General features: G+C 48.8%; 22 protein-coding genes. 9 read left to right on the top strand and 13 right to left on the bottom strand.

Annotated elements, in window-relative coordinates:
- Positions 1 to 150: 150 nt before the first annotated feature.
- The gene (locus tag FTU86_RS13825; protein ID WP_194088134.1) at positions 151 to 279 is read left to right on the top strand and encodes a YHYH domain-containing protein; all 129 of its coding nucleotides are present in this window, start codon (positions 151 to 153) and stop codon (positions 277 to 279) included.
- Positions 280 to 334: 55 nt separating this feature from the next.
- Here FTU86_RS13825 and FTU86_RS06915 read toward each other — a convergent pair whose 3' ends face one another.
- Positions 335 to 1,207: an acyl-CoA thioesterase II gene (locus FTU86_RS06915; protein WP_180036545.1), complete on the bottom strand. Its 873-nt coding sequence runs from the start codon at positions 1,205 to 1,207 to the stop codon at positions 335 to 337.
- A 286-nt stretch (positions 1,208 to 1,493) separates the two neighbouring features.
- On the opposite strand from FTU86_RS06915, the gene plsB reads away from it, so the two are divergent.
- Positions 1,494 to 4,058, top strand: coding sequence for a glycerol-3-phosphate 1-O-acyltransferase PlsB (plsB, locus tag FTU86_RS06910; RefSeq protein ID WP_180036546.1), 2,565 nt, complete (start codon positions 1,494 to 1,496; stop codon positions 4,056 to 4,058).
- A gap of 80 nt (positions 4,059 to 4,138) precedes the next feature.
- Here plsB and FTU86_RS06905 read toward each other — a convergent pair whose 3' ends face one another.
- Positions 4,139 to 4,954, bottom strand: coding sequence for an NAD(P)H-binding protein (locus FTU86_RS06905; protein ID WP_180036547.1), 816 nt, complete (start codon positions 4,952 to 4,954; stop codon positions 4,139 to 4,141).
- A 33-nt stretch (positions 4,955 to 4,987) separates the two neighbouring features.
- Here FTU86_RS06905 and recG point away from each other — a divergent pair, with 33 nt between their 5' ends.
- Together recG and FTU86_RS06895 are read left to right on the top strand one after the other, a co-directional pair.
- Positions 4,988 to 7,033 (top strand): ATP-dependent DNA helicase RecG, encoded by a 2,046-nt coding sequence (gene recG, locus FTU86_RS06900; RefSeq protein WP_180036548.1) that lies wholly within the window; start codon positions 4,988 to 4,990, stop codon positions 7,031 to 7,033.
- On the top strand, positions 7,020 to 7,655 hold the full coding sequence (locus FTU86_RS06895) for a ComF family protein (RefSeq protein ID WP_180036549.1): 636 nt from the start codon (positions 7,020 to 7,022) through the stop codon (positions 7,653 to 7,655). The genes recG and FTU86_RS06895 overlap by 14 nt, the downstream gene beginning before the upstream one ends.
- A gap of 24 nt (positions 7,656 to 7,679) precedes the next feature.
- Here the strand turns inward: FTU86_RS06895 and FTU86_RS06890 are convergent, their stop codons facing one another.
- Positions 7,680 to 8,081 carry an NUDIX domain-containing protein gene (locus tag FTU86_RS06890; RefSeq protein ID WP_180036550.1) on the bottom strand — a complete coding sequence of 134 codons (402 nt, stop codon included), beginning with the start codon at positions 8,079 to 8,081 and terminating at the stop codon, positions 7,680 to 7,682.
- A gap of 2 nt (positions 8,082 to 8,083) precedes the next feature.
- Positions 8,084 to 8,677, bottom strand: coding sequence for a TIGR00730 family Rossman fold protein (locus tag FTU86_RS06885; RefSeq protein ID WP_005180318.1), 594 nt, complete (start codon positions 8,675 to 8,677; stop codon positions 8,084 to 8,086).
- A gap of 152 nt (positions 8,678 to 8,829) precedes the next feature.
- Between FTU86_RS06885 and FTU86_RS06880 the strand changes: the two genes are divergently transcribed.
- Entirely contained in the window at positions 8,830 to 9,843 is a 1,014-nt protein-coding gene (locus FTU86_RS06880) for a CorA family divalent cation transporter (protein WP_005180320.1), read from the top strand.
- 136 nt (positions 9,844 to 9,979) lie between these two features.
- Here the strand turns inward: FTU86_RS06880 and FTU86_RS06875 are convergent, their stop codons facing one another.
- From FTU86_RS06875 to dxs, 8 genes are all read right to left on the bottom strand, one after another.
- A complete protein-coding gene (locus FTU86_RS06875) occupies positions 9,980 to 10,267 on the bottom strand; it encodes an STAS domain-containing protein (protein ID WP_045795311.1) in 288 nt (95 codons plus the stop codon).
- Positions 10,268 to 10,278: 11 nt separating this feature from the next.
- A complete protein-coding gene (locus FTU86_RS06870; RefSeq protein ID WP_005180322.1) occupies positions 10,279 to 10,911 on the bottom strand; it encodes a phospholipid-binding protein MlaC in 633 nt (210 codons plus the stop codon).
- An 18-nt stretch (positions 10,912 to 10,929) separates the two neighbouring features.
- On the bottom strand, positions 10,930 to 11,601 hold the full coding sequence (locus FTU86_RS06865; protein WP_075168244.1) for an outer membrane lipid asymmetry maintenance protein MlaD: 672 nt from the start codon (positions 11,599 to 11,601) through the stop codon (positions 10,930 to 10,932).
- Positions 11,601 to 12,380 (bottom strand): lipid asymmetry maintenance ABC transporter permease subunit MlaE, encoded by a 780-nt coding sequence (gene mlaE, locus FTU86_RS06860; RefSeq protein WP_005180328.1) that lies wholly within the window; start codon positions 12,378 to 12,380, stop codon positions 11,601 to 11,603. The genes FTU86_RS06865 and mlaE overlap by 1 nt, the downstream gene beginning before the upstream one ends.
- Positions 12,377 to 13,198, bottom strand: coding sequence for an ABC transporter ATP-binding protein (locus FTU86_RS06855; RefSeq protein WP_005180329.1), 822 nt, complete (start codon positions 13,196 to 13,198; stop codon positions 12,377 to 12,379). Before FTU86_RS06855 ends, mlaE begins: the two co-directional genes overlap by 4 nt.
- 390 nt (positions 13,199 to 13,588) lie before the next feature.
- Entirely contained in the window at positions 13,589 to 15,373 is a 1,785-nt protein-coding gene (locus FTU86_RS06850; protein WP_005180331.1) for a DEAD/DEAH box helicase, read from the bottom strand.
- A gap of 456 nt (positions 15,374 to 15,829) precedes the next feature.
- Positions 15,830 to 16,660 (bottom strand): inositol monophosphatase family protein, encoded by an 831-nt coding sequence (locus FTU86_RS06845; RefSeq protein WP_034597976.1) that lies wholly within the window; start codon positions 16,658 to 16,660, stop codon positions 15,830 to 15,832.
- A gap of 112 nt (positions 16,661 to 16,772) precedes the next feature.
- On the bottom strand, positions 16,773 to 18,683 hold the full coding sequence (gene dxs, locus FTU86_RS06840; RefSeq protein WP_180036551.1) for a 1-deoxy-D-xylulose-5-phosphate synthase: 1,911 nt from the start codon (positions 18,681 to 18,683) through the stop codon (positions 16,773 to 16,775).
- Between the two features lie 310 nt (positions 18,684 to 18,993).
- Here dxs and ribA point away from each other — a divergent pair, with 310 nt between their 5' ends.
- The gene (gene ribA / locus FTU86_RS06835; protein ID WP_034598236.1) at positions 18,994 to 19,596 is read left to right on the top strand and encodes a GTP cyclohydrolase II; all 603 of its coding nucleotides are present in this window, start codon (positions 18,994 to 18,996) and stop codon (positions 19,594 to 19,596) included.
- A gap of 315 nt (positions 19,597 to 19,911) precedes the next feature.
- Here ribA and hemN read toward each other — a convergent pair whose 3' ends face one another.
- Entirely contained in the window at positions 19,912 to 21,285 is a 1,374-nt protein-coding gene (gene hemN / locus FTU86_RS06830) for an oxygen-independent coproporphyrinogen III oxidase (protein WP_180036552.1), read from the bottom strand.
- 235 nt (positions 21,286 to 21,520) lie between these two features.
- Here hemN and hemF point away from each other — a divergent pair, with 235 nt between their 5' ends.
- From hemF to aroE, 3 genes are all read left to right on the top strand, one after another.
- The gene (gene hemF / locus FTU86_RS06825; RefSeq protein ID WP_005180340.1) at positions 21,521 to 22,462 is read left to right on the top strand and encodes an oxygen-dependent coproporphyrinogen oxidase; all 942 of its coding nucleotides are present in this window, start codon (positions 21,521 to 21,523) and stop codon (positions 22,460 to 22,462) included.
- A gap of 204 nt (positions 22,463 to 22,666) precedes the next feature.
- Positions 22,667 to 22,876: a hypothetical protein gene (locus FTU86_RS06820; protein ID WP_016658513.1), complete on the top strand. Its 210-nt coding sequence runs from the start codon at positions 22,667 to 22,669 to the stop codon at positions 22,874 to 22,876.
- A 216-nt stretch (positions 22,877 to 23,092) separates the two neighbouring features.
- Positions 23,093 to 23,881, top strand: a complete 789-nt coding sequence (gene aroE / locus FTU86_RS06815) for a shikimate dehydrogenase (protein WP_180036553.1) — start codon at positions 23,093 to 23,095, stop codon at positions 23,879 to 23,881.
- Positions 23,882 to 24,079: the final 198 nt, after the last annotated feature.

The following is a 24,079-nucleotide window of genomic DNA, read 5'->3' as shown; positions in this document are numbered from 1 at the left end:
TGGCACTATGCCATGCGAGCTGCGCTGAATCGAGCATTATTTTGTCAAAAGCAAATCCAGCTCAGGAAAAAAGCCCGGTGCCAGAAAAACTGGCATAAGATGTGCTTTATCAGTGCATTACCTTGTTTTTAAGACTAAAAGAGTAACCTCATGAAAAAACTCGCCCTTATTCTTGCACTAATTTGTAGCACCTCTCAGGTTTTTGCCCATTCTTCGGGCAACAGCAAGGCACAAGGCTGCCATAAACATGCACCAAGCGATTTGCCGCATTGCCATTGAAGGTAGGATAAAAAAAGCCGAATCGACTGATTCGGCTTTTTTTATTGATATTGGTTTACTGAGTTTCAATTTCGCGTAGGCGAATTAAACCTTCCTGCATGGTGCTACAGACCAGCTCGCCGTTTTGCCACATACGGCCAAAGTTCAGGCCACGCGAACTGTTGCTGATGGTGGCTTCCATGTCATACAGCATCCAGTCATCGACCCGGAATGGCTTATGGAAATACATGGCATGGTCAATACTGGCACATTGCAGACTTGGCGACAGATAACTCAAGCCATGCGGACGTAGCGCGGTGGTCATCAGGGTAAAGTCTGAGTAAAAGGCAGCAATGGCCTGATGCAGGGCAATTTCATCCTGCTCCGCTGCAATCGGACTATGCGTACGGATATAGTGCGCATAAGACGGCGCTTCCGGCTGCGGCTGAAACGGATTACTTGGATTCACCGGACGGATTTCTACATGACGGTCACGGGTAAAGCTGGCGCGAACGTTTTCCGGAATAAACTCGACAATGCTCTGCACCAGTTCCGCTTCATTTTTTAACTGTTCCGGTGCCGGATATTCAGGCTCGGAAATCTGGTAATTCAGCCCTTCTTCTGGCGCAGCAAACGATACCATACACATAAAGATGGTCCGGCCATGCTGGATGGCTCGCACCTGACGGCTAACAAAGCTCTTGCCTTCACGAATCCGGTCCACTTCATAAATAATCGGTGCGTTGACATCGCCACCAAACAGGAAGTAGGCATGTAAGGAATGCGCCGGACGGTCGGTGGTATACGAGGCTGCACGCAGTGCCTGGCCCAGCACCTGTCCACCGAACACGCGCTTACCGACCAGATTGCGGCTGATGCCTCGGTAGATATTTTCTTCAAGTTTTTCCAGGCTAAGCAGTTCAACCAGTTCCTGAGTCAGTGCATTCATGCGGGGAAACCTATGTCGGGATATTTAAAAATCAAAACAAGCAAAATAGAAACAGCTCAATCTTGCCTATTTTGCCATATTTGTCGACTAAAACACTAAAGTTTAACTGACTGCCCTGTCACGGCTCCCGTATAATGCGCCGCACTAAAAATACGATTTTTAACGATAAAATTGAGCACTAAAGATAGAATTTGTCAGAAAATGTCAGGCTATTTTTCGCTACAATTAGATTCATTATTTTTCCCTCAGATAATCTGCGGTACTGGTCATTGATTTAGGAGTTGGTATGTCCAAGAGTGGTTTTGGTCAAATTTATCGTCAGCTTTCAAGCAAACTGCTTGATCTGGTGGTAACCCCGCATGTACTGGGCGAGGTTCCTGCCGAAGCAGCAGCGACAGACCATTCAGAACAGCCGACCCAGAAAATTGTCTGCTATGTGTTGCAGAACCATTCCCGCAGCAATGCCCTGGTCCTTGATGGTGAAACACGCCGCTTAAAGCTGCCGCCCGCATTAGACCCGATGCAGATTGGCCAGCACAAGGAAAAAGCTTCGATTCTGTTTCTACAGCACTATGATGAAAACAATCTGCTAAATCCGCCGCCGCACGCCTTTCCGCCGCGTTTGCTGCGTCTGATTGAGCTGCTGGAGCGGCACCCGGAACTGGATATTGAGCTGATTCCGGTCACGGTCCTCTGGGGCCGCGCGCCAGATAAAGAAGATTCCTGGCTCAAACTGCTCCTGACCGATACCTGGGCCACGCCGGGCACCGTCAAGCAGCTGGTCAATATTGGCCTGCATGGTCGCCAATCCTATCTGGAATTTCATGAGGCACAGTCTTTAAGAGCGATGGTGCAGACCGCCAAGATGCAGGCACCAAACCTGTCGCCGGCGACCTGTATTATTAATACCTTAAATAATTATTTAGACAGCCAGCGCGAAGTGGTATTAGGTCCCGATTTATCGGACCGCCGTAACGTCATGCACAGTCTGATTAAAGCGCCGGATGTACAAGAAGCCATTCGCCGCGAAAGCATCCGCAGTAAAATCAGCATGATTGAAGCCGAGCGCCGTGCCATTGGCTATTTAAATGAAATCGTGTCGGACTATTCCTATGCCGCCATCCGCTTTGCTGAAACGGCGCTAACCCGTTTATGGACCCAACTCTATGATGGCGTCGAGGTGCATAATTTCAGTACCGTGCGTGAGCTGGCCAAAGACTACGAAATTATTTATACCCCGTGCCATCGCAGTCATATCGACTATTTATTGCTGTCTTATGTGATTTATAAACGCGGCATGATGGTGCCGTATATTGCGGCTGGCGATAACCTGAACATGCCCTTTGTCGGTCAGTTATTACGCGGTGGCGGGGCTTTCTTTATTCGCCGGACTTTCCGTGGCAATGGCCTGTACACCACCGTATTTAAGGAATATCTGTACAGCATTCTGTCGCGCAACACGCCGCTGGAATACTTTATTGAAGGCGGCCGTTCGCGTACCGGCCGCTTGTTGCCACCAAAAACCGGTATGCTGGCCATGACCGTACATGGACATTTACGTGGCCGCGCCAAACCGATTGCCTTTGTGCCAACCTATATTGGCTATGAACGCCTGATGGAAGGTTCGACCTATGTCGGTGAAATGCAGGGTAAACCGAAAGAGGCCGAATCCATTGTCGGTATTCTGAAAACCTTGAGAAAAATCGAGCGTATTTTTGGCAAGGTGCATGTGAATTTTGGCGAGCCAGTGTTTTTAGATGACATGCTAAAACAGCATGACGCCGAACAGATCAGTATCGAAAAAAATGACGATCCGATTCCGCAAGAAGTCTCCGATGCGGTAAACAGCTCGGCCTATGCGATTCTGGAAAACATTAACCGCGCTGTGGTGATTAATCCGGTATCACTGTTATCGCTGATTTTGCTGGCCACGCCAAAACACACCCTGGATGAAGCGATCTGTATCAAGCAGCTGGATACCTATCGTGACCTGCTCACTGCCCTGCCTTACGATGAGCGCACCCACATCACCCCACTTTCAGGCAAGGAAATTATTGCCTACGGTCTAAAGCTGAAACTGATTAAACGTGTGCAGCACGTTCTGGGCGATATTATTGCCATTGAAGACAATCAGGCGGTGTTGCTGACCTACTTCCGCAACAATATTCTGCATGCCTTTGTCCTGCCATCTCTGGTAGCAGCACTGGTGGAGCACAATGGTTCAATCAAGCGTGGCGATTTAATTAATGTAATTCGCACGCTGTATCCGTTCCTGAAAGCCGAGCTGTTCCTGAAATGGAATGAAGCAGAACTGAAACAGCAAATCTGTGCCTATGCTGATGGGCTGATTCAGGCCAAACTGATCAGTGAAGATGCTGAAGGGAATCTGCTTTCTCCGGCACCGAACAGTGAAGACCATAACCAGCTGGTGGTGCTGGCTGCGCCGGTGATGCAAAGTCTGGAACGCTACTACATGACCCTGGCGCTGATTACCCAGCGTGGTTCGGGCAATATTTCCGCCCGTCAGGTTGAAGAACTGAGCCATCTGGTGGGTCAGCGTTTATCGGTGCTGTATGAGTTCAACTCACCGGAATTCTTCGATAAGGCCCTGTTCCAGAGCTTTATTAAAGTGCTGACCCAGCAAGGCTATATCAGCACCAACAGCGACAATGCTATTGTCTTTGATGAGAACTTTAGCAATGTGGCGCAGTATGCCAATCTGGTGCTGGATGATGTCACCCTGCAAATGCTGCAACACATCACCACCTTTAGCGATGAAGAACTAAAAGATGCGCTGGATGCCCTAGCTGCGCAGCAAGCCAAACGTCGCTTAAAACGTAAAAAGAAATAAAAAACCGTCCATAACCCGTATCTTTGCCTTCATGCAAAGGTGCGGGAAATATCAGCCATCCTCAATAAAATGAAAAACTCTTAGTTCACATCCGCTTGCTGTAACAGGGCCAGATAATCCTGAAAACAGTCGTCATGCTGTAACTTAAAACCACTGTCCTGCATCCGTTTCGGTAAAATCCGCTTGCCGGTTTCGTGCGGACTGGTCAGCGTTAATAACGGCAGATGCAGCTGCTGCTGAAACCATTGCACCACCTCATGCAGCAGTTGCGGCTGACCATTACTGACAATATAACTCTCCTGCAGATGTTCCACGTGAATCATCTGTGCCAGAAAACGCGCCAGATCATCAATATGAATCCGGTTAGACCAGTGCCGGTTTGGATATTCGGTGAGCGTGTGCGCCAGCTTGACCATCCTTGCGATTGAGCTGCCATAAATACCGCTGGGCCGGATAATGGTGCAACGCTCCGGATAAGCGCTTAAATAGGCCTGCTCCATCTTGAGCAGAATGTCTGCCTGTGCATCTGGCGGCTGAAGCAGTGTGGTATCCTCAATCCATTCCCCGGCATTTTGTCCATACACCCGGGTCGATGACACCACCACCATGCGCCGCACCGGATGCGCTGCCAGCGCCGTTACAATTGGTTGCACCGAATCCAGATAGGTCTGCTGATAGGCCTCCGGCGTACTCTGCCCCGGACTGAGCAGCACATAGACCCAGTCAATGGGCGCCAGCTGGCTTAAATCCAGCTGCTGCACATCCTGAATCAGATGCGTTGCATGCACATCACTTTTCCGGCTGCGGCTAATTGTGGTAATTTGGTGGCCGGCTTGAAATAGTTGTTTAGCCACACGTGCAGATGTTTTACCATAACCGATAAATAAAATATGCATAACCCACTTGCTCATTACCATTGTTGAGGGGACATGGCCGCAGTCCATCAATTACAAGGCGTTGGCGCTGCTGCTGCCGCGTTACTGGAAAAACTGAATATTTTCACCACAGATGACCTACTGTTTCATCTGCCGCGTGATTATGAAGATCGTAGCACGATCATTCCGATGAACCAATTGAACGTCGGCCGCAGCTATTTACTGGAAGGCATTGTCAAAGGGGTCGATTTCCCACCCGGCAAACGCAAGTCGATGGCAATTCTGCTGGATGATGACAGCGCCAAAGTCACCTTACGTTTTTATCATATTTATAAAGGCCTAACCGACCGTGCCAAAGTCGGCAACCGCCTGCGCGTGTTTGGTGAAGTCCGGGTCGGCGCACGTGGTCTGGAAATGTATCATCCGGAAATCCAGCTGATCAGCGAGCATACTCCGCTACCGAAAACCCAGCTCACGGCGATTTATCCAAGCACCGAAGGGCTGACCCAGTCCAAACTGCGCGACTATGTCAAACAGGCGCTGAAACAGCACAGTGATGATCTGCCGGAACTGTTGCCGGAAAAATTTACCAACGGCTATGCACTGAAACAGGCGCTAGAATATATCCATGAGCCGCCAACCAGTGCCAATATGCTGCAGCTTGGTCAGGGTTCGCATCCGGCCCAGCAGCGGCTGATTTTTGAAGAACTGGTGGCACATCAGGTCAGTTTATTGACCCGCCGCGCTTATATTCAGCAGATTGAAGCGCCAGCTTTTGCGCCCAGCCAACATCTGGCCAAGCAGTTACTGGCCGGCTTACCGTTTAGCATGACCGGCGCACAAAAACGAGTGTCCAAGGAAATTATCCAGGACCTGAAACAAAACAAGCCGATGCTGCGGCTGGTACAAGGTGATGTCGGCGCCGGCAAAACGCTGGTGGCGGCGGTGGCGGCCTGTCATGCGCTAGAAGAAGGCTGGCAGGTGGCGCTGATGGCACCGACTGAAATTCTGGCTGAGCAGCATTATTTAAACTTTAAACGCTGGTTTGAACCTTTGGGACTGACCGTATCCTGGCTATCCGGAAAACAGAAAGGCAAGGCCCGCGCCAGCGCCGAACAGATTATTCAGGATGGCAGCGCCCAGCTGGTGGTCGGTACCCATGCGCTGTTTCAGGACAATGTCGAATTTGCCAAGCTGGGACTGGTGATTATTGATGAGCAGCACCGCTTTGGGGTCGATCAGCGGCTGGCCTTAAGAAACAAGGGCCTGAATCACATGACTCCGCATCAGCTGGTGATGACCGCCACCCCAATTCCACGTACGCTGGCGATGTCCGCCTATGGCGATCTGGACACTTCCATTATTGATGAGCTGCCGCCGGGCCGTACCCCGATTCAGACCGTGACCATTCCACTGGACCGGCGCGAACAGGTACTACAGCGTATTGCCAGCAACTGTGCCGAAGGCAAACAGGCCTATTGGGTCTGCACCCTGGTCGAACAGTCAGAAACGTTGGATGCGCAAGCTGCCGAAGTGACTTTTGCTGAAATCAAGGAACGCTTTCCGGAACTGAATATTGGTCTGGTGCATGGCAAAATGAAGGCTGATGACAAACAGGCGGTGATGCAGCAGTTTAAAGACAACCAGCTACAATTGCTGATTGCCACCACCGTGATTGAAGTCGGCGTCGATGTCCCGAATGCTTCAATTATGGTGATTGAAAATGCCGAGCGTTTAGGGCTGTCGCAATTGCATCAGCTGCGTGGCCGGGTCGGTCGGGGCGCCAAAGCCAGTTTCTGTGCCCTGCTGTATAAGCATCCGCTGTCGCAAAACGGCCAGGAACGGCTGCGGATTTTAAGAGAAAGTAATGATGGCTTTGTGATTGCCGAAAAAGATCTGGAACTGCGCGGCCCCGGGGAGTTGCTGGGCACCAAACAAACCGGCGATATGGGCTTTCGGGTGGCCAAGCTGGAACGCGATGATCATCTGCTGAATCAGGCACATTATGTGGCCCAGCAGATGCTGAAAGATTATCCCGAGCAGGCCGAGGCCCTGCTCAAACGCTGGCTGCCGGAAGCACCACGTTATGCCTATGTTTAAGCTGCTGGCGCATAGCCGTACGCTATTGCAAAAATTACTGCCCTGCCAGCTCTGTGGCAGTGCGGCCCAGCAGAAGTACCGGGTCTGTGCAGATTGCTTGCAGCAACTGCCATGGTTAAAAGCAAACGTCTACCGGCAGGAAACCGAGATTCAGGTGGCCTGTCATTATCGTTATCCAGTCGACCGGATGATTCAGCAATTCAAATATGAGCAGCAATTGCATTATCAGCCTTTACTGGCGGGCAGCCTGTGTGAATTGGCCTATCCACGGGTACAGGCCATTGTCCCGATGCCGGTGGCAACCGAGCGACTGGCAGAGCGTGGCTATCATCATACCCTGCTGCTGGCTCAGGTGCTGGCACGCCATTTACAGCTACCAATCTGGCAACCGGTTGTACGGCGCCATCAACACAGTCAAAAAGGCTTAAGCCGGCTGGAACGACTGGAAAATCTGGACCAGCAATTCCAGCTGCGACCCGATGCCGGCCGGCCTTATCGCCGGGTATTAATTGTTGATGATGTGGTCACCACCGGCAGCTCAATTCGTGCGCTAAAACAGCAGCTGGAGCAACTTGGCTGTCACAAGGTCTATGCGGTGTGTATTGCCAGTGCCGACGGATAAATCATTTCAAAAAGACAGCCAGCCTTAAGCCGACTGTAACAGATGCTGTTTCACCCAGGGAATCACCACTTCTGTGGTTAACGGTGCCAGACGCATCGTCTCATCCTCCAGTTCAATCCATTTCATTTCCGCAATTTCTGCCTGAACCTGCGGGTCCTGATCGAGCTGCACATAATAGACATAACTGACCAGACGATGATCCGGCTCATTGGCTGTAGCGGTTTCAAAACGGCCAACAAACTGTTTAATCTGGGCCTGACAGCCAATTTCTTCCTCGATTTCCCGGCAGATGGTCTGCTCCGGTGGCTCATTGCTTTCCAGCTTGCCACCAACCTGCATAAAGCATTCAGTGTGCTGTTTGCGTACCAGCAGCAATTGCTGCTGCTCATTCAGAATAATGGCCGCAGCTACGGTAATGGTGTTCATATTTATTTCACCAAGGCTTGACGGTCAGCCATGCCCCATTTCGGTTCAGGTGCCTGAAAACGTTCAAATTGGCTTAAAATCTCATCCATAGAATCAGACACAATTAATGCCTCGGTAAAACGTGCATGGGTAAAGCCCTTGTCAGTGGTCATGCGAATAAAGCGCAGCAGATCATCATAAAAACCTTCAACATTTAAAAAGGCATTCGGTTTTAAATGAATTCCCAGCTGGGCCCAGGTCCACTGCTCAAAAATTTCTTCCAGCGTACCGGCACCGCCCGGCATGGCAATAAAGGCATCGGACAGTTCTGACATTTTGGTTTTACGCTCATGCATATTCTTCACCACATGCAGCTCGGTTAAACCGGGATGGGCCAGCTCGCGATCAACCAGTGGCTCCGGAATCACGCCAATTACGGCACCACCGGCCTGCAAGGCACTGTCTGCGACCACACCCATTAACCCGGAGCGACCACCACCATAGACCAGGGTTTTGCCCTGTTTTGCAATCGTTTGCCCGACCAGCTGCGCCGTGTCCACAAAAACCGCATCGGAACCTAAAGCCGAGCCACAGAAGACTGCAATTGAATTTGTCATTTTTTCACCATGTTCAGCGGCTATGATGCCGCAAATATACCCTTGAGCTGGTTTTTTAAATAAATTAGCACTTCAAACAGTGTTTTTAATCAAATCCTTGTCTAAAATACACCCATCAATAAAACCCATACTGCGCAAGGGAGAAAAGACTAATGCTTGAAGCCTTTTACGCCACAGAGCGCGGTAGTCTGGAAGACGCTACCATCAACGGCGGCTTCGACCTGCATCCAGAACTGGTCTGGATTGACCTGATCGCCCCTTCACAAGAAGAACAACAGTGGGTCATGGACGCCTACCGGCAGGATTTACCCACCTTAAAGTCTCTGGAAGACATTTCCTCATCTGCCCGATTTTACCGTGATGATGATGGGGTTTTACACATCAGCACCTATTTTTTAACGAAAAATAAAAACTATCAGGTCGATGATGAATCGGAAGAAAATTCCAGTATTCTCGCCACGGTACAAACCGTTGCCTTTATTTTAAACCGGGACCGTCTGCTAACCCTGCGCGGTGAAAAACTGGTGGCCTTTCGTGCTTTTCGGGCCCGTGCACGACGCAATGATTATGAAATTGATTATAAAGACCCGACCTGGGTGCTGCTCGGGCTGTTAGAAGCCAAGCTGGATGAGCTTGCGGATATCTTGGAAGATATCCACAAGGACCTGGAAAAATACTCCACCGAAGTGCTGAATAACCGCCACCGGGAAATGATTTTAGACCTTGATGACATGATTACCCGGCTGGCTCAACTGGAAGATATGCTTGGAAAAGCCCAGCTCTGTCTGATTGATTTACGCCGTGTGCTGACCTTTTTAGCGCGTCCACGTGCCTTGGGCAGTCATATTTATGATGCCGATATCCGTGAACTGAGTGAAGATGTACGCTCGCTGGTCGAACACGACGCCTTCCTGTTCCAGAAAGTACGCTTCCTGCTCGATACTACTTCGGGTTTCATTAACACCGAACAGAATGACACCATCCGTCGCTTCTCGATTTTACCAAGTATGCTGGCACCGCCAATGCTGGTGGCCAGTGTTTATGGCATGAACACCGACGTACTGCCTTTTGCCAAAGGCACCACCAGTTTTATTATTGTCAGTATTATCCTGATTGGCTTCTTTATCGGGCCGCTGATTTACTTCAGATGGAAGAAATGGATTTAATGCGACATGTCTCTCCCTAAGGGAGAGAGTTAGAGAGAGGGCTGGTTTCACTAATCCTTCATCCCTCCTCACCTCCCTTAGGTAAAGAGAGAAACTTAACGCCATAAAAAAGCACCTCGGTTGAGGTGCTTTTTGTTTAAGCGCTGAGCTGTAAATCATCCTGCAAATGACAGGATTGAATAATCTTCATCATTTTTTCCGGGACGGCTTTAAAGACCAGCCCTTGCGCATCCGGGGTCTGTCTTAACCAGCGCACCAGCACAGCCAAAGCCAGGGTACTGCCCTGCTCAAGTTCGGCCAGATTCACCACCACCGGGGCGGGCTGCTGTTGAATCAGCTGCAAGCCCTGCTGGTAATACTGCTCGGCATTGTTAAAGTCAATTTTCCCGGAAACCCGCAGTTCCTGATTTACATATTCAATCACAGCACGTCCTATTATTTTTTATCAACCGCAGCTTCTGCATCTGGTTTAAAGGTCGCAATCGCTTTATCAATATTGCCGCCATTACGTTTGACGTTGGCTGCAAACTGGTTACGGAACTGCAGACCTAAATCAATCCCGGATACGTTGATGTTACGGATTTTCCACTGATTGCCTTTATCGACCAGCTGGAACGATACCGGAATTTTCTCGCCTTTGTTGTTAAAGTCGATGGTCACTACCGGGTTCTTGCTGTTGCTGGCTTTATACGGACGTAAGGTATAAGTCTGGTTGCTGAATTTCGCAAAGGCTGAACCGTAGTTTTCAATCAGGGTTTCACGGAAATTCTTTTCAAACTGGGCACGCTGGGCAGCCGAACTGTACTGATTGGTCGCATAGGTTCCCATCACAATACGGGTAAAGGCTTGTGAATCGATATACGGATCAAGGTTCTGGCGCACAATGGTTTTCACCAAGGCCGGATTATTTTGCAGTTTGGCATGATCGGCTTTTAAACGCGAAATCAGGCCATCCGCCACTTTCTTGATAAATGCGGGAGGAGTTTCGGTTGGTGCAGCAAATGCACTACCTGCCACCAGCGTGGCCAAAACACTTGCGGTCAAGGTTTGTTTGAACAATGTCTTCACTAAAATTTCTCCTCTCAATTACTCAACAAATGACACTTCTGCATCTGTTGTTTCAGCGGATGTCTCATCTGCCGGGTTATCGGATGATGACTTGTTGCCTGCGCCACCGGTCACAAACTTGGTCACAAGGTCTTCAATTTCCATGGTGCTTTGGGTATTACTGATTTGATCACCACGTTTTAAATAATTCAGACCACCACCCGGTACAATCTTCAGGTACTTCTCACCCAAAAGACCATTGGTTGCTACCATTATGTAAGCATCTTCATCGATATTGGTGATGGAGGTCATGTTATCCAACAGTTGCTTTTCCATTGCTTTTTGTTGCGCAGGATCGGCTTCGCTGTATTCGCTGCTGTAACGCAACTCTTCCAGGGCATATTGTTGCACCTGTTGTAACTGTTCCTGATTAAAGGTGGTCAACTCACCATCCAGAATCATGGTCACAGTGGCCAGACGCGTCACCGGGTCTAAAGTAATGGATTCGACCTGCCCGACTTTAACCCCGCTTAAGGCCACTTTGGCACGCGGCTTGATCCCGTTAATATTGTCAAACGTTGCGGTCATGGAATAACTGTCCTGAATGGTGGTGCCCACCAGACCACTGACCCGCATCGCCAGGAAGAATAAAGCAATACCAAACAGAATGACAAAAACACCGACGGCCAGCTCACTAGTACGTGATTTCATTAAACACCTCCGAACATGACCGCAGTCAATACGAAATCAAAACCTAAAACACAAAGCGATGAATACACCACGGTACGCGTGGTAGATGTCGCGATACCTTCAGACGTAGGCTCGCAGGCATAGCCTTGGTAGACCGCAATCCAGGTACAAATTAATGCAAAAACAAAACTTTTAATAATGGTGCCGTTAAAGATATCTTTATAGAACTGTACGGTGCTTTCCATACCGCTCCAGTAAGAGCCTTCATCGGCGCCTAAAAAATCTACCCCAACGAATTTACCGCCCATAATGCCGACTGCAGCAAAAATCACGGATAGCATCGGCAAGCTGAAAATACCGGCCCATAAACGTGGCGAGATGACCCGCTTTAAAGGATCGACCCCGATCATTTCCATACTGGACAATTGTTCGGTGGCTTTCATCAGGCCAATTTCAGCAGTCAAGGCAGAACCGGCACGGCCAGCAAATAACAGGGCCGCAACCACCGGGGCCAGTTCACGCAGCAAGGTTAGGGCCACAGCGGTGCCCAGCATGGCTTCACTGCCAAAGGTCACCAAAATGCTGTACATTTGCAGGCCCAGCACCGCACCAATAAATAAGCCCGACACCACAATAATCAGCAGTGACATCACCCCGACGCGGTACATCTGGTAAATAAACAGTTTCACGCCAATCCAGGTTGGCATGGAAAATAAAATCTGGAGCAGCATTAATGTGGCAACGCCTATACCACGTACCCGCTCAATCACACGGCGTCCTAATGCAGCAATCGCATTCATGCTGAATGCACCTCATGACTTAAATAGGGTTGATGGCTAAACTGATAGTCGACCGGGCCTTCAACTGAACCGGTTAAGAACTGACGTACAAAAGGCGAGGCATGCTGTTTTAATTGTTCTGGGGTGCCTTCACCCTGCACTTTCCCTTCCGCCACCACATAAATATAGTCGGCAATGGATAGGGTTTCGGCCACATCATGCGACACAATAATGGTGGTTAAATCCAGTGCTTCACGCAATGAACGGATTAAACGGGTCAATACGCCCATCACAATCGGGTCCTGACCGGCAAAAGGTTCATCGTACATAATCAGTTCCGGGTCCAGCGCAATGGCACGCGCCAAAGCCACACGACGGTTCATCCCGCCAGACAGTTCAGACGGCATGAGCTGCTCGGCACCACGCAAACCCACCGATTCCAGCTTTAAAGCCACCAGTTCGGCAATAAGATGTTCGGGTAAACGGGTATGTGCACGAATCGGGAAGGCCACGTTTTCATAAACCGTCATATCGGTAAACAAGGCACCGCTTTGAAACAGCATGCCCATTCGCGCCCGTGCTGCAAACAGCTCCTGACGTGACATTTTCCCAATATTCTTACCATCGAGCAGCACTTCACCCTGATCCGGAGTGAGCTGCCCGCCAATTAAACGCAGCAAGGTGGTTTTACCCGTGCCTGACGGTCCCATAATTGCAGTAATCTGCCCACGTCGAATTTTTAAGCTGACATTGTCGTAAATGACCCGCTCCCCTCGTTTAAAGCTCAGGTGATTGACTTCAATCAGTGCTGGCGCCTGTAGAGGTGTCTGATTATTCATAGCTGAGGATTTTCCTGCATTTTTTCAGCATGCATACTATAAAGGATTGGAGAACAAATTGTTATCTATGAAATTCTTTTAAACTGTGTACAAGTTGTACAATTTTATTATGGTCTAATTTGAGTGTAGAAACAAAGAGATGCAGCTTAGGCAAAAGTTCTGTAAATAAAAAAGATGAGGTTACAGAGCAGCAAAACCAAAAAAATATATGGCATAAGCACCTCTTTCATAGATGACACACCGGGCAGTTTGTGCGAATGATAATGAGACATCGCTTAATATATTCTTAAATAAACTTGAACCAGTATACATTTTCCTCATCAAAATTCAAATTTTCTCGCATAAAAAAACCGGTGCAAGCACCGGTTTTCTGAATTCGCTCAGTTCAACTTAGTCGTTGAATTTACGACGACGGTCACCACCTTCACGGCGTGGACGGTCGCTGTTGAATTCGCGACGTGGACGATCTTCACCGAATGAACGCGCTGGACGGTCGCCAAAATCACGCTTAGGACGGTCACCGAAAGCACCTTCACGACGTGGTTTGTAGTCTACGCGGTTGCCACGGTTGTCATCATTGCTGTCAAAACGTGGACGCTCGTTGAAACCACCTTCGCGACGCGGACGGTCACTGTTGAATTCACGGCGTGGACGATCATCGAAAGAACGTTGTGGACGGTCACCAAAGCCACCTTCACGACGTGGACGGTCGCTGTTGAATTCGCGACGTGGACGGTCATCGAAAGAACGCTGTGGACGGTCGCCAAAGCCACCTTCACGACGCGGACGATCGCTGTTGAATTCACGACGTGGACGGTCTTCACCAAATGGACGCTCGCCACGTGGTTTGTCGTCGAAGCTGCGACGTGGACGGTCATCACCGCCTTCACGACGTTTGAAGTTGCTTTCGCCTTCAAAACGACGGCCACCGCCGAAACCACCACGGCCACCGCGACCACCGTCACGTTTACCACCACGACCGCCGTCACGACGTGGACGTGCTGGAGGTGGAGATGGCTCTAAACCTTCAATTTCAGATACTTCTAAACGTGCATCTAAGTAATCTTCAAGCGCACGAATTTTACCGCGTTCACGGTAAGTCGCCAAAGTAATCGCTTTACCAGTACGACCGGCACGACCAGTACGGCCAATACGGTGTACATAGTCTTCGTTCTTCATTGGCAGACCGAAGTTAATCACGTGAGAAATAGTCGGTACGTCCAGACCACGCGCTGCAACGTCAGTTGCAACTAAAATCTTGGCACGACCTTCACGAATGCTGCGTAAACGGCGGTTACGAACGGTTTGTGGCATTGCACCATGCAGCGCAACAACTGAGTGACCTGCTTCAGCCAGTTCTTCAGCCAGCATATCGGTATCTTCTTGGGTAGAAGCGAATACAACGGCCTGATCAAGATCCTGTTCGCTCAACCAGTGCGTCAACAGTTTTTTCTTGTGCTCGAAACCATCAGTCCAGTGCAGCGTTTGAGTGATGTCCGTATTAGTAGAGTGACCAGTTTCGATCGCAATACGTTCTGGCTCATTCATCATACGTTCAGCAAGCGTGATGATACGTGGTGCAAATGTCGCAGAGAACATTAAGGTCTGTTCGCGGTTTGCAGCCAAATCACTGATTGCTTCCAGGTCTTCAGAGAAACCCAGGTCCAGCATACGGTCAGCTTCGTCAACGATTAACGCATTAACTTTGTCGAGTTTGATTTGACGACGGTTCACAAGGTCAAGTAGACGACCTGGCGTCGCTACAACCACTTGTGCACCTTTTAACTGTTGAATTTGTTTACCAAAAGGCATACCACCCATGATCGCAGCAATACGAACACCTTTCATGTGACGTACAAATGCAATCGCGTCCTGGCTCACCTGTTGAGCAAGTTCACGTGTTGGGCAAAGTACCAGAATAGATGGCTGAGTAATGGCTTTCATACGTTCTTTAAACGGAACGAATGTGTCCTGGTTTGCAAGTGCGTTCAGCGTTGGGAGAAGGAACGCTGCAGTTTTACCCGAACCGGTTTGGCTTGATACAAGAAGATCTTTACCTTCTAATGCCGCAGGAATTGACTGTTCCTGTACAGGCGTAGGCGCAGTAAAGCCAAGAGCGTCTAACGCTTGTTGTAAAGTTTCGTGTAGAGGAAAATCAGCAAAAGTTTTGCTCATAGAGTATTTCACCCGAGAATTGGGTGCTCCATAATAATAAAGTCAAATGGACATCGGCAAAAAGCGGCACAGCATTGAACGCTGAAAATTTAAGAATTCAGCGGCGATCCGAGTAACGACGATGTTGATATAACGCACGCATGATTACGGCTTAACCTGAAGGAATCGCTTTAGCGATTGGGGCGCGAGATATCGTCCTCTCTTTGGACCGCACGCGCATACACAATGATTAGAAGAGAAATGTTCAGGTAATGAACGGAAATTAAGTGCGTGGGCGGATTATAGCAGGATTATTTTAAAAGTCATCTAATTTAATCAACTTTTGCGTTAATTTCTGTACCAGTCGTTAAACTTGAATTAAATCAAGCACAAATAACAGGCAAAAAAACAGCCCGACTGGGCGGGCTGTTTTTTAGGGCTTGGGAGCAAGCCTTGTCATTTCACTCAATGCGTCTATTATTTTGCCGCGTCGCCCCAGGCAGGTACTACTGCCTTCATTAAAGGCTTCAGCATTTTCATAGAACACGCAAGTACCTGACCATTGTCCATAGAATCGCTGCCACCACGTGCATCCACTACAGTACCACCAGCTTCTTTGACGATTAACTCACCCGCTGCGATATCCCACGGTTTTAGGCCCAGCTCGAAATAGCCATCTAAACGACCAGCTGCCACATAAGCCAGATCCAGCGCAGCAGAACCTGCACGGCGATATTGCGCACCGGCTTCAGTCACGTTCAATAATGATTCGAAATGGTTTTTGGCATACGACACCACTTCACCATTACGTTTGGCGCGGTAAGCATGGCCCACAGCCAGGAACGTATTCTCCAGGCTGTCTTTAACATTCACGCGGATACGGCGCTGATTAAGCATGGCACCACGACCACGGCTGGCAGAGAACAATTCGTCTTTGACTGGATCATAGATCACGCCGTGCTGAGTCACGCCTTTGTGCTGAACAGCAATAGAGATACAGAAATGCGGAAAACCGTTGATGAAGTTAAGCGTACCGTCTAAAGGATCGATCACCCAGCACCAATCGGCGTCATGACCTTTACCTTCTTGCAGACCGAACTCTTCACCCAAGAAACTGTGATTTTTATAGCTTTTACGTAGGGTATCGATGGTCAACTGTTCCAGGTAACGGTCAACACGCGTTACTGGACCATCAATTCCTTTTTCTTCGACTTGTAGATCGAGTTTATGACGATTCTGATGCGCTTTTAAAAGCTCTTGACCAACTGTTTGAGCCGCACGCGCAGCCATCACCACCATAGGTTCCATTGAACACCCACTACAAATTTGAAGATACTGATAAAGAATAATGCATAAAAGCCCCAACATTTTAGCAAATATTGGGGCTTTTGGGGAATAAATGTTTCTAAAATTTATTGCTTCAGGATGAAACGCTCTCGGTCAGCTTGTTCCAGGCCTGGGTCATGGCCTGCTCGATACCGGCGGCATCAAGACCGGCCTGCTGCAACATCTGGCTATGTGTGGCCTGTTGCATAAAGCTGTCATCCAGGCCTAAGTGAATAATAGGCTTGACCAGCTGAGCCTTGGCCAGATATTCACTGACGGCACTGCCCGCGCCGCCCATCACTGCATGTTCTTCTACGGTTACAAACAGCTGGGTGTTTTCAGCCAGGCGTTCAATCATGGCTTCATCCAGCGGTTTCACAAAACGCATGTTCACCACTTGCACGGCAATGTCATGCTGGGCTGCAAATGCCTGTGCTGCTTCAATGGCCGGATAGACCCGGCTACCAAAGGCCAAAATGGCAATCTGCTCATCCGACTGTTCATTAAAACGCGCCACAATTTCTGCCTGACCGATCTCCATCAGGTTCAATTGCTGCTGAATTTCGACTCCAACGCCATTACCACGTGGATAACGCACCGCTGCCGGCCCCGGATAATGATAAGCCGTGTGTAGCATCTGGCGGCATTCATTTTCATCTTTAGGCGCCATGATCACCATATTCGGTACGGTGCGCATGTAGGCATAGTCATAGGCTCCGGCATGGGTTGGACCATCTTCACCGACCAGACCGGCCCGGTCGATACCGAAGGTGACATCCAGATTTTGCAGCGCCACATCATGAATCAGCTGATCATAACCACGTTGCAGGAAAGTCGAATAAATCGCGACCACCGGTTTTAAACCTTCACAGGCCATTCCGGCCGCCAAGGTCACGGCATGCTGTTCAGCAATGGCTACGTCAAAGAAACGCTCCGGATATTGCTTGGCAAACTGCACCATGCCCGAACCTTCGCACATGGCCGGAGTAATCGCCAGCAGGCGTGAATCTTGTGCAGCTTCATCAGATAGCCATTGGCCAAAAACATCGGAATATTTAGGTGCCGCTGCTGCAGACGCGCTGCTGTTGATTTTACTAATTGCGTGATATTTAATCTGGTCCGCTTCTGCCGGGGCAAAGCCTTTGCCCTTTTTGGTATAAACGTGGATTAAACGCGGGCCTTTACGCTTTTTCAGCGCCTGGAATACATTGACCAGCTGATCAACATCATGGCCATCAAAAGGACCAAAATAATCAAAACCAATCGCTTTAAATAAATTATCAGCCGCATCGGTTGCAGCACAATGCAAACGTGAGGTGTAGTTCCACTCGGGATGTGGCTGGATATAGGCCTCGCCAGCAGCATCAATATGCACGCTTTCGCCGCGCTGCCACAGCGCCGCCAGATGTTTGGCAAAACCACCGGTGCTGCAGGAAATTGACATATCATTGTCGTTTAAAATGACCATTAAATCGGCCTGATGCGCCACCGCATCATTCATGGCTTCAAAGGCCATGCCGGCGGTCATGGCACCATCACCAATAATTGCCACCACTTCACGCTGCTGCTGCTGATAACGGCTAGCCAGCGCCATGCCCAAACCGGCAGAAATCGCGGTGGATGAATGTCCGACGCCAAAGGTATCAAATTCAGATTCTTCACGGGCCGGAAACGCGGCCAGACCATCTTTGGCACGAATAGTGGTCAGCTGTTCACGGCGTCCAGTTAAGGCTTTATGCGGATAAGCCTGATGACCGACATCCCAGATCAGACGGTCATGTGGCGTATTAAACGCATAATGCAAGGCCACAGTCAGTTCGATGACCCCTAAATTGGCACCGAAATGCCCGCCACTTTGCCCTGCTGCATACAAAATGAATTGACGTAACTCATCTGCCACTTGTGCTAACTGGCTTTGCGCGAGTAAACGTAATTGTTGTGGATGATCTATGCTATCCAGCAACGGTGTTACAGGGCGTTGAGTCGGTATTTCTGTATACAACATATGTGGCAAAGCCTTCTAAAGCCTGGCAAAACCTAAGCTAGGTCAAGGGGGAGTTACTCGATCATATAGTCGAATTGTACCATCTTCAATCAGCCACATTTCTAGCGATGTAGTTTTGAGCAATGATTTCAGTCGGGCAGTGTTTAGGTGGCGTAGATTATCCTGAATAACCTTGCTATTTATCAACTATTATCGTTCGCTTTCTACAAAAAAGAAAATCTTCTGCAGAAATTCAGCAATCCTATTCTACTAATGTCTGAGCATTAGGCTATACTTTAACGCATTCATGAACAATTTAACGGGTAAAACTGTGCCTATAGAATTTGTCGCAACGTCAAGACTACCAACCGCTTTTGGTGAATTTAAAATTACTGTATTTCAAGATCCGAAAACTGGCGAAGAGCATGTTGCACTGTCTAAAGGTCTGGAACAGGCCCCGACCGAACCGGTACTGGTTCGTGTCCATTCCGAGTGTTTAACCGGGGATGCCTTTGCTTCATTAAAATGTGACTGCGGCCCGCAATTACAGGCCACCCAACGCCTGATTAATGAAGCCGGACAAGGGGTGATTTTATATTTACGTCAGGAAGGACGCGGCATTGGCCTGACCAACAAGATTCGTGCCTATGCCCTGCAAGATCAGGGACATGACACGGTAGATGCCAATTTAATGCTGAATCTGCCTGCCGATGCCCGTCAATATGATATGTGCAGCATTATGCTGGATCATCTGCAAGTCAAAGCGGTGCGGTTAATTACCAATAACCCGCTAAAGATTGAAGCATTGCGTGAACAAGGAATTAATGTGGTTGATCGCGTGCCGTTAACGGTAGGTTTAAACCCGTTTAATGAGCAGTATTTAAAGACCAAACATGAGCGTATGGCGCATATGTACCAAAAAGATGACTTCTAAGTCATTTTAAGGTTTCCAAAAACAGCTTTCCCTCTTTTAAAGTCAAAACACCTTTTAATCAAATGACCGGCGACAGGAATGTCGCCTTTCCGCTTATCTCGATTAAATGGCTTCTTTTTAAACTATTTCAAATTGGCAGACTACCTGTATCAATAACATTTCATTCTGCATGAAGGCTTTTTCTTTGTTACTTTGACGGGGCAAAGTAACCAAACCCCTTTATTTCACTGATATGGCATCCCTGCCATACAGTGAAATGGCGACCTCCCTGTCGCCGGGTCATGTGATTGAATGCTGAATTGGATAAGATAAAAATTAAATCGTCATTGAGAAAATACGGGTACTCGGTACTTTACGTTTTAAACGCAAATCAAACGCCATACAGATATTACGTACAAACGGTTTGCCCTGCTCCGTAACCTGTAAATGATCCTCAAACAGCGTTAACAAGCCATCTTCCTGCATTTCTTCCAGCTGCTTGAGCACCTCAGGCAATTCCGGGAACTGCATCTCTGGCTCGGCCCATGAGGTCTGGAAACTGCACATCAAGTTCAGAATATGCCGGCGAATCATCAGGTCCTCAGCGGTCAATACATGCCCGCGAAATACCGGAATTTCATTCTGTTCCAGTCGCGCATAATAATCTTCCAGGGTCTTTTCATTTTGCGCAAAGCTGTACCAGCTATCACTGATGGAAGATAACCCAAGCCCAATCATCAGCTGGGTTTTGGAAGCGGTATAGCCCATAAAGTTACGGTGCAGACTGCCCTGCTGAAAAGCCTGATACATGGCATCGCTTTTCAGGGCAAAATGATCCATGCCAATTTCATGATAACCATGCGCCAGCAGTTTTTTCTTGCCCTCTTCATACAGGGTACGTTTCAGTTCATCTTTTGGCACATCATCATCTTTAAAACCGCGCTGGCCATTGCCTTTAATCCACGGCACATGCGCATAACTATAAAAGGCCAGACGGTCCGGATTTAACTGGGTGGTCTGCTGAATGGTATTTAGAACATCGTCCAGATTCTGAAAAGGCAGACCAAAAACCAGATCATGCGAAATTGACGTATAGCCAATGTCACGCGCCCATTCGGTCACACGCTGCACATGTTCATAAGGCTGAATCCGGTGGATGGCTTTCTGGACCTTTTCATTATAGTCCTGCACGCCATAGCTGACCCGGCGAAAGCCCAGATCATACAGCGCTTGCAAATGTTCACGAGTGGTATTGTTCGGATGGCCTTCAAAACTGAATTCATGCTCGGGCGCGACTGTGGCTTTGGCCAGAATGCCCTGAATCAGCTGCTGTAAATGGGCTACAGAAAAGAAAGTCGGCGTGCCGCCACCCAAATGGATTTCTTTAATCATCGGCCGGTCTGGCAGCAACTGGCAATATAAATCCCACTCTTTCAGCACCGCCTGAATATACGGTTGCTCCACTTCATGGCGTTTGGTCACGCGCTTATGGCAACCGCAAAAGGTACATAAACTTTCGCAGAAGGGCAGATGGATATACAGGCTGATGCCTTCGCTGGCATTGGATTCAGCAAACGCGCGTTGCAGACTTTGCTGCCAGGCCTCGCGAGAAAAACTGGCCTCTTCCCAATACGGTACGGTCGGATAACTGGTATAGCGGGGTCCTGGAACATTGTATTTTTGTACGAGAGAACTGGCCGGTTTCAACATCTACATTGCTCCACTGCAATTGACCCTATGAGGTGGGCACAAGGCCCGTATTCACTATTGTGCGGAGCTTAAAACAGGAATTCAACCTAGCCTTTTGGTCGGGAATCGGGAAGCTCATGCTGTTGCCTCTTCACTTAGATCAACCATGCGCAGCGTACAGCAGTCCTCCCCCTCTTAATTTTTTTACCAATCTGTGCTTTGATGTGCTTATTGTTTTTTATTCATGAGTGTCATCATGCAGCATCCAACCTCCGCTGATATTCAACGCGTACGTGAATTTCTCCTCGATTTACAGGCGCGCATCTGTGCCGCGTTAGAACAACAGGAACGGGCCGGCGGCGGTACGGCTGAATTTGTAATTGATGACTGGCAGCGCCCTGAAGGGGGCGGTGGCCGTTCCCGGGTCTTACAAAACGGCAGCGTGATTGAAAAAGGCGGGGTGATGTTCTCGCATATTAACATCTCCAAACTGCCTGCCTCGGCAACTGAACGTCATCCCGGTATTGCCGGTGCCAAAGCGCAGGCGATGGGTGTATCTCTGGTGATTCACCCGAAAAATCCAAATGTCCCGACCTCACATGCCAATGTGCGTTTATTTGTGGCCGAACCGGAAGGCCAGGACCCGATCTGGTGGTTTGGCGGCGGTTTTGACCTGACCCCGTTTTATCCAAATGATGAAGATGTCCTGTCCTGGCATCAGATTGCACATGATTTATGTGCACCCTTTGGCGAGCAGGTCTATGCCGAACACAAACAGTGGTGTGATGACTATTTCTATCTGAAACATCGCGATGAACAGCGCGGGGTGGGCGGTCTGTTTTTTGATGATTTAAACCAGTGGGATTTTGACACCTGCTTTGAATATATTCAGGCGGTGGGCAATGGCTATCTGGAAGCGATTTTGCCGATTTTTAAACGCAATCAGGATAAACCTTATACCGAAGCGCAGCGTGAATTCCAGCTCTATCGTCGTGGTCGCTATGTGGAATATAACCTGGTCTATGACCGTGGTACGCTGTTCGGCCTGCAAACTGGCGGCCGGATTGAATCCATTTTGGTCAGCTTGCCCAATCTGGCCGGCTGGAGTTATCGCCCGGAATGGGATGCCGATTCCGCAGAGAAAAAACTCACCGACTATTATTTAAAGCCACATGACTGGCTACGCGAACTACAATAAATGTCTAAAAAGCTACCGCAAATAGTGGTAGCTTTTTTCTTGCAACACACGCTTGCAAGGTGCATACATTTAAATATATTTGCATACACTTTTTCGCCAACTCTTCATAAGACTTTCATTTAAAGCGAGTAGACTCTATAGTCTTGGTTTAATGCGTCTGGCGAAAGATGGAATTAAGCCAGTATCGATTTAAGGAACGCTCCCATGCTGCAAAATTTTATTGCTCAACACAAAGGCCTGCTGTTCTGGCTGATTCTCAGTCTTCTAGTCTGCTCTCTCAGTATTACCTTTATTTTCGAACATCCTTTAAGTGACAGCCTGTCGATTGTGGCCAGTGTTTTTGCCCTGATTGCTCTGGTTTTTACTTCGGTCTTGCTGGTTTTAGATACCATCTTGGATATCTGTAATCCTTAAGCCGTCACAGGTTTACAGATCAGACTGTTTTTCATCTTTTTATTTTTCTCTATTCGATTTTCTCTCCTTTTACCTTATCCCTCTCTTCCCTGCCCGACACCCGATTGTGTCGTTTTGCTTATTGGATTTATTCCAATTGTTCATCATTTGCAGACTTTAGCCCCTGCCCGATTTGGCGTATATTGATGGGCATTTCAGCACATGGATCATGTGAAAATGCGCAAACAATTTGCCGTTGTGGGCAACCCGATTGAACAGTCCCGCTCTCCAGAACTGCATCATGCCTTTGCCGAAAAAACCGGGGTTGATCTGGTCTATCGCAAACGCCTGGCACCGCTGGATGGTTTTGAAGCCAATATTCGTGAATTCTTTGCCGAAGGTGGGGTGGGCATGAATGTCACCGTGCCGTTTAAAGAACAGGCCTTTGCCTTGTGTGATGTACTCAGCGAACGGGCCAAAACCGCCAAAGCTGTAAATACCTTGTGGATGCAAGATGGCCAGCTGCATGGGGACAATACCGATGGTCAAGGGCTGGTCGATGCCATTCGTGCGCTGAACTGGAATTTGGACAATACCGAAATTCTGATTATTGGTGCCGGCGGCGCCACCCGTGGCGTGATTTATCCGCTGGTTCAGGCCGGCGTCAAAAAAGTGGTGATTGCCAACCGTACTCTGGCGCGCGCCGAACAGCTGGTGGCTGATTTGCAGCAAGCCGTACCACAGGCCGAACTGTCTGCCATTAGTCTGGATGCCCTGGCTGGCGAGTTTGACATTGTCATTAACGCGACATCGGCCAGCTTGAGTGGCGATGCCTTAATCCTGCCGGATGCGCTGCAATTTCAACATGCTTATGAAATGGCTTATGGCAAGCCCTCCAGTTTTCTGGAACAGGCCAAGGCCCGTCAGATTCCAACCTCGGAAGGCTTTGGCATGCTGGTCGGACAGGCAATTGAATCGTTTTCAATCTGGAATGGGGTCAAACCCGATTTAAAAGATTTTCTTTAAAATCTGCGATTTTTCCCGGAAAAAGAACCGATCTTGCACGGTTCTTTTTTATGGCTGAGATTTAGGCTGCACAATTAACCCGCATTATGATTGGATTTAATGACACAAATATGGCAACCGTTTTGCCCAGATTTAAACACCTTGCCGGCCATTAGGCTTTGGTCCTAGATCATGCTCACTTATGTTTTATTTTGTTAT

The sequence above is a fragment of the Acinetobacter sp. YH12155 genome (assembly GCF_013418255.1).
GTDB classification, from domain to species: Bacteria; Pseudomonadota; Gammaproteobacteria; order Pseudomonadales; family Moraxellaceae; genus Acinetobacter; species Acinetobacter indicus.
Note: the sequence above shows the minus strand (reverse complement) of the source record. Positions and strands in the feature narration are given on the sequence as shown.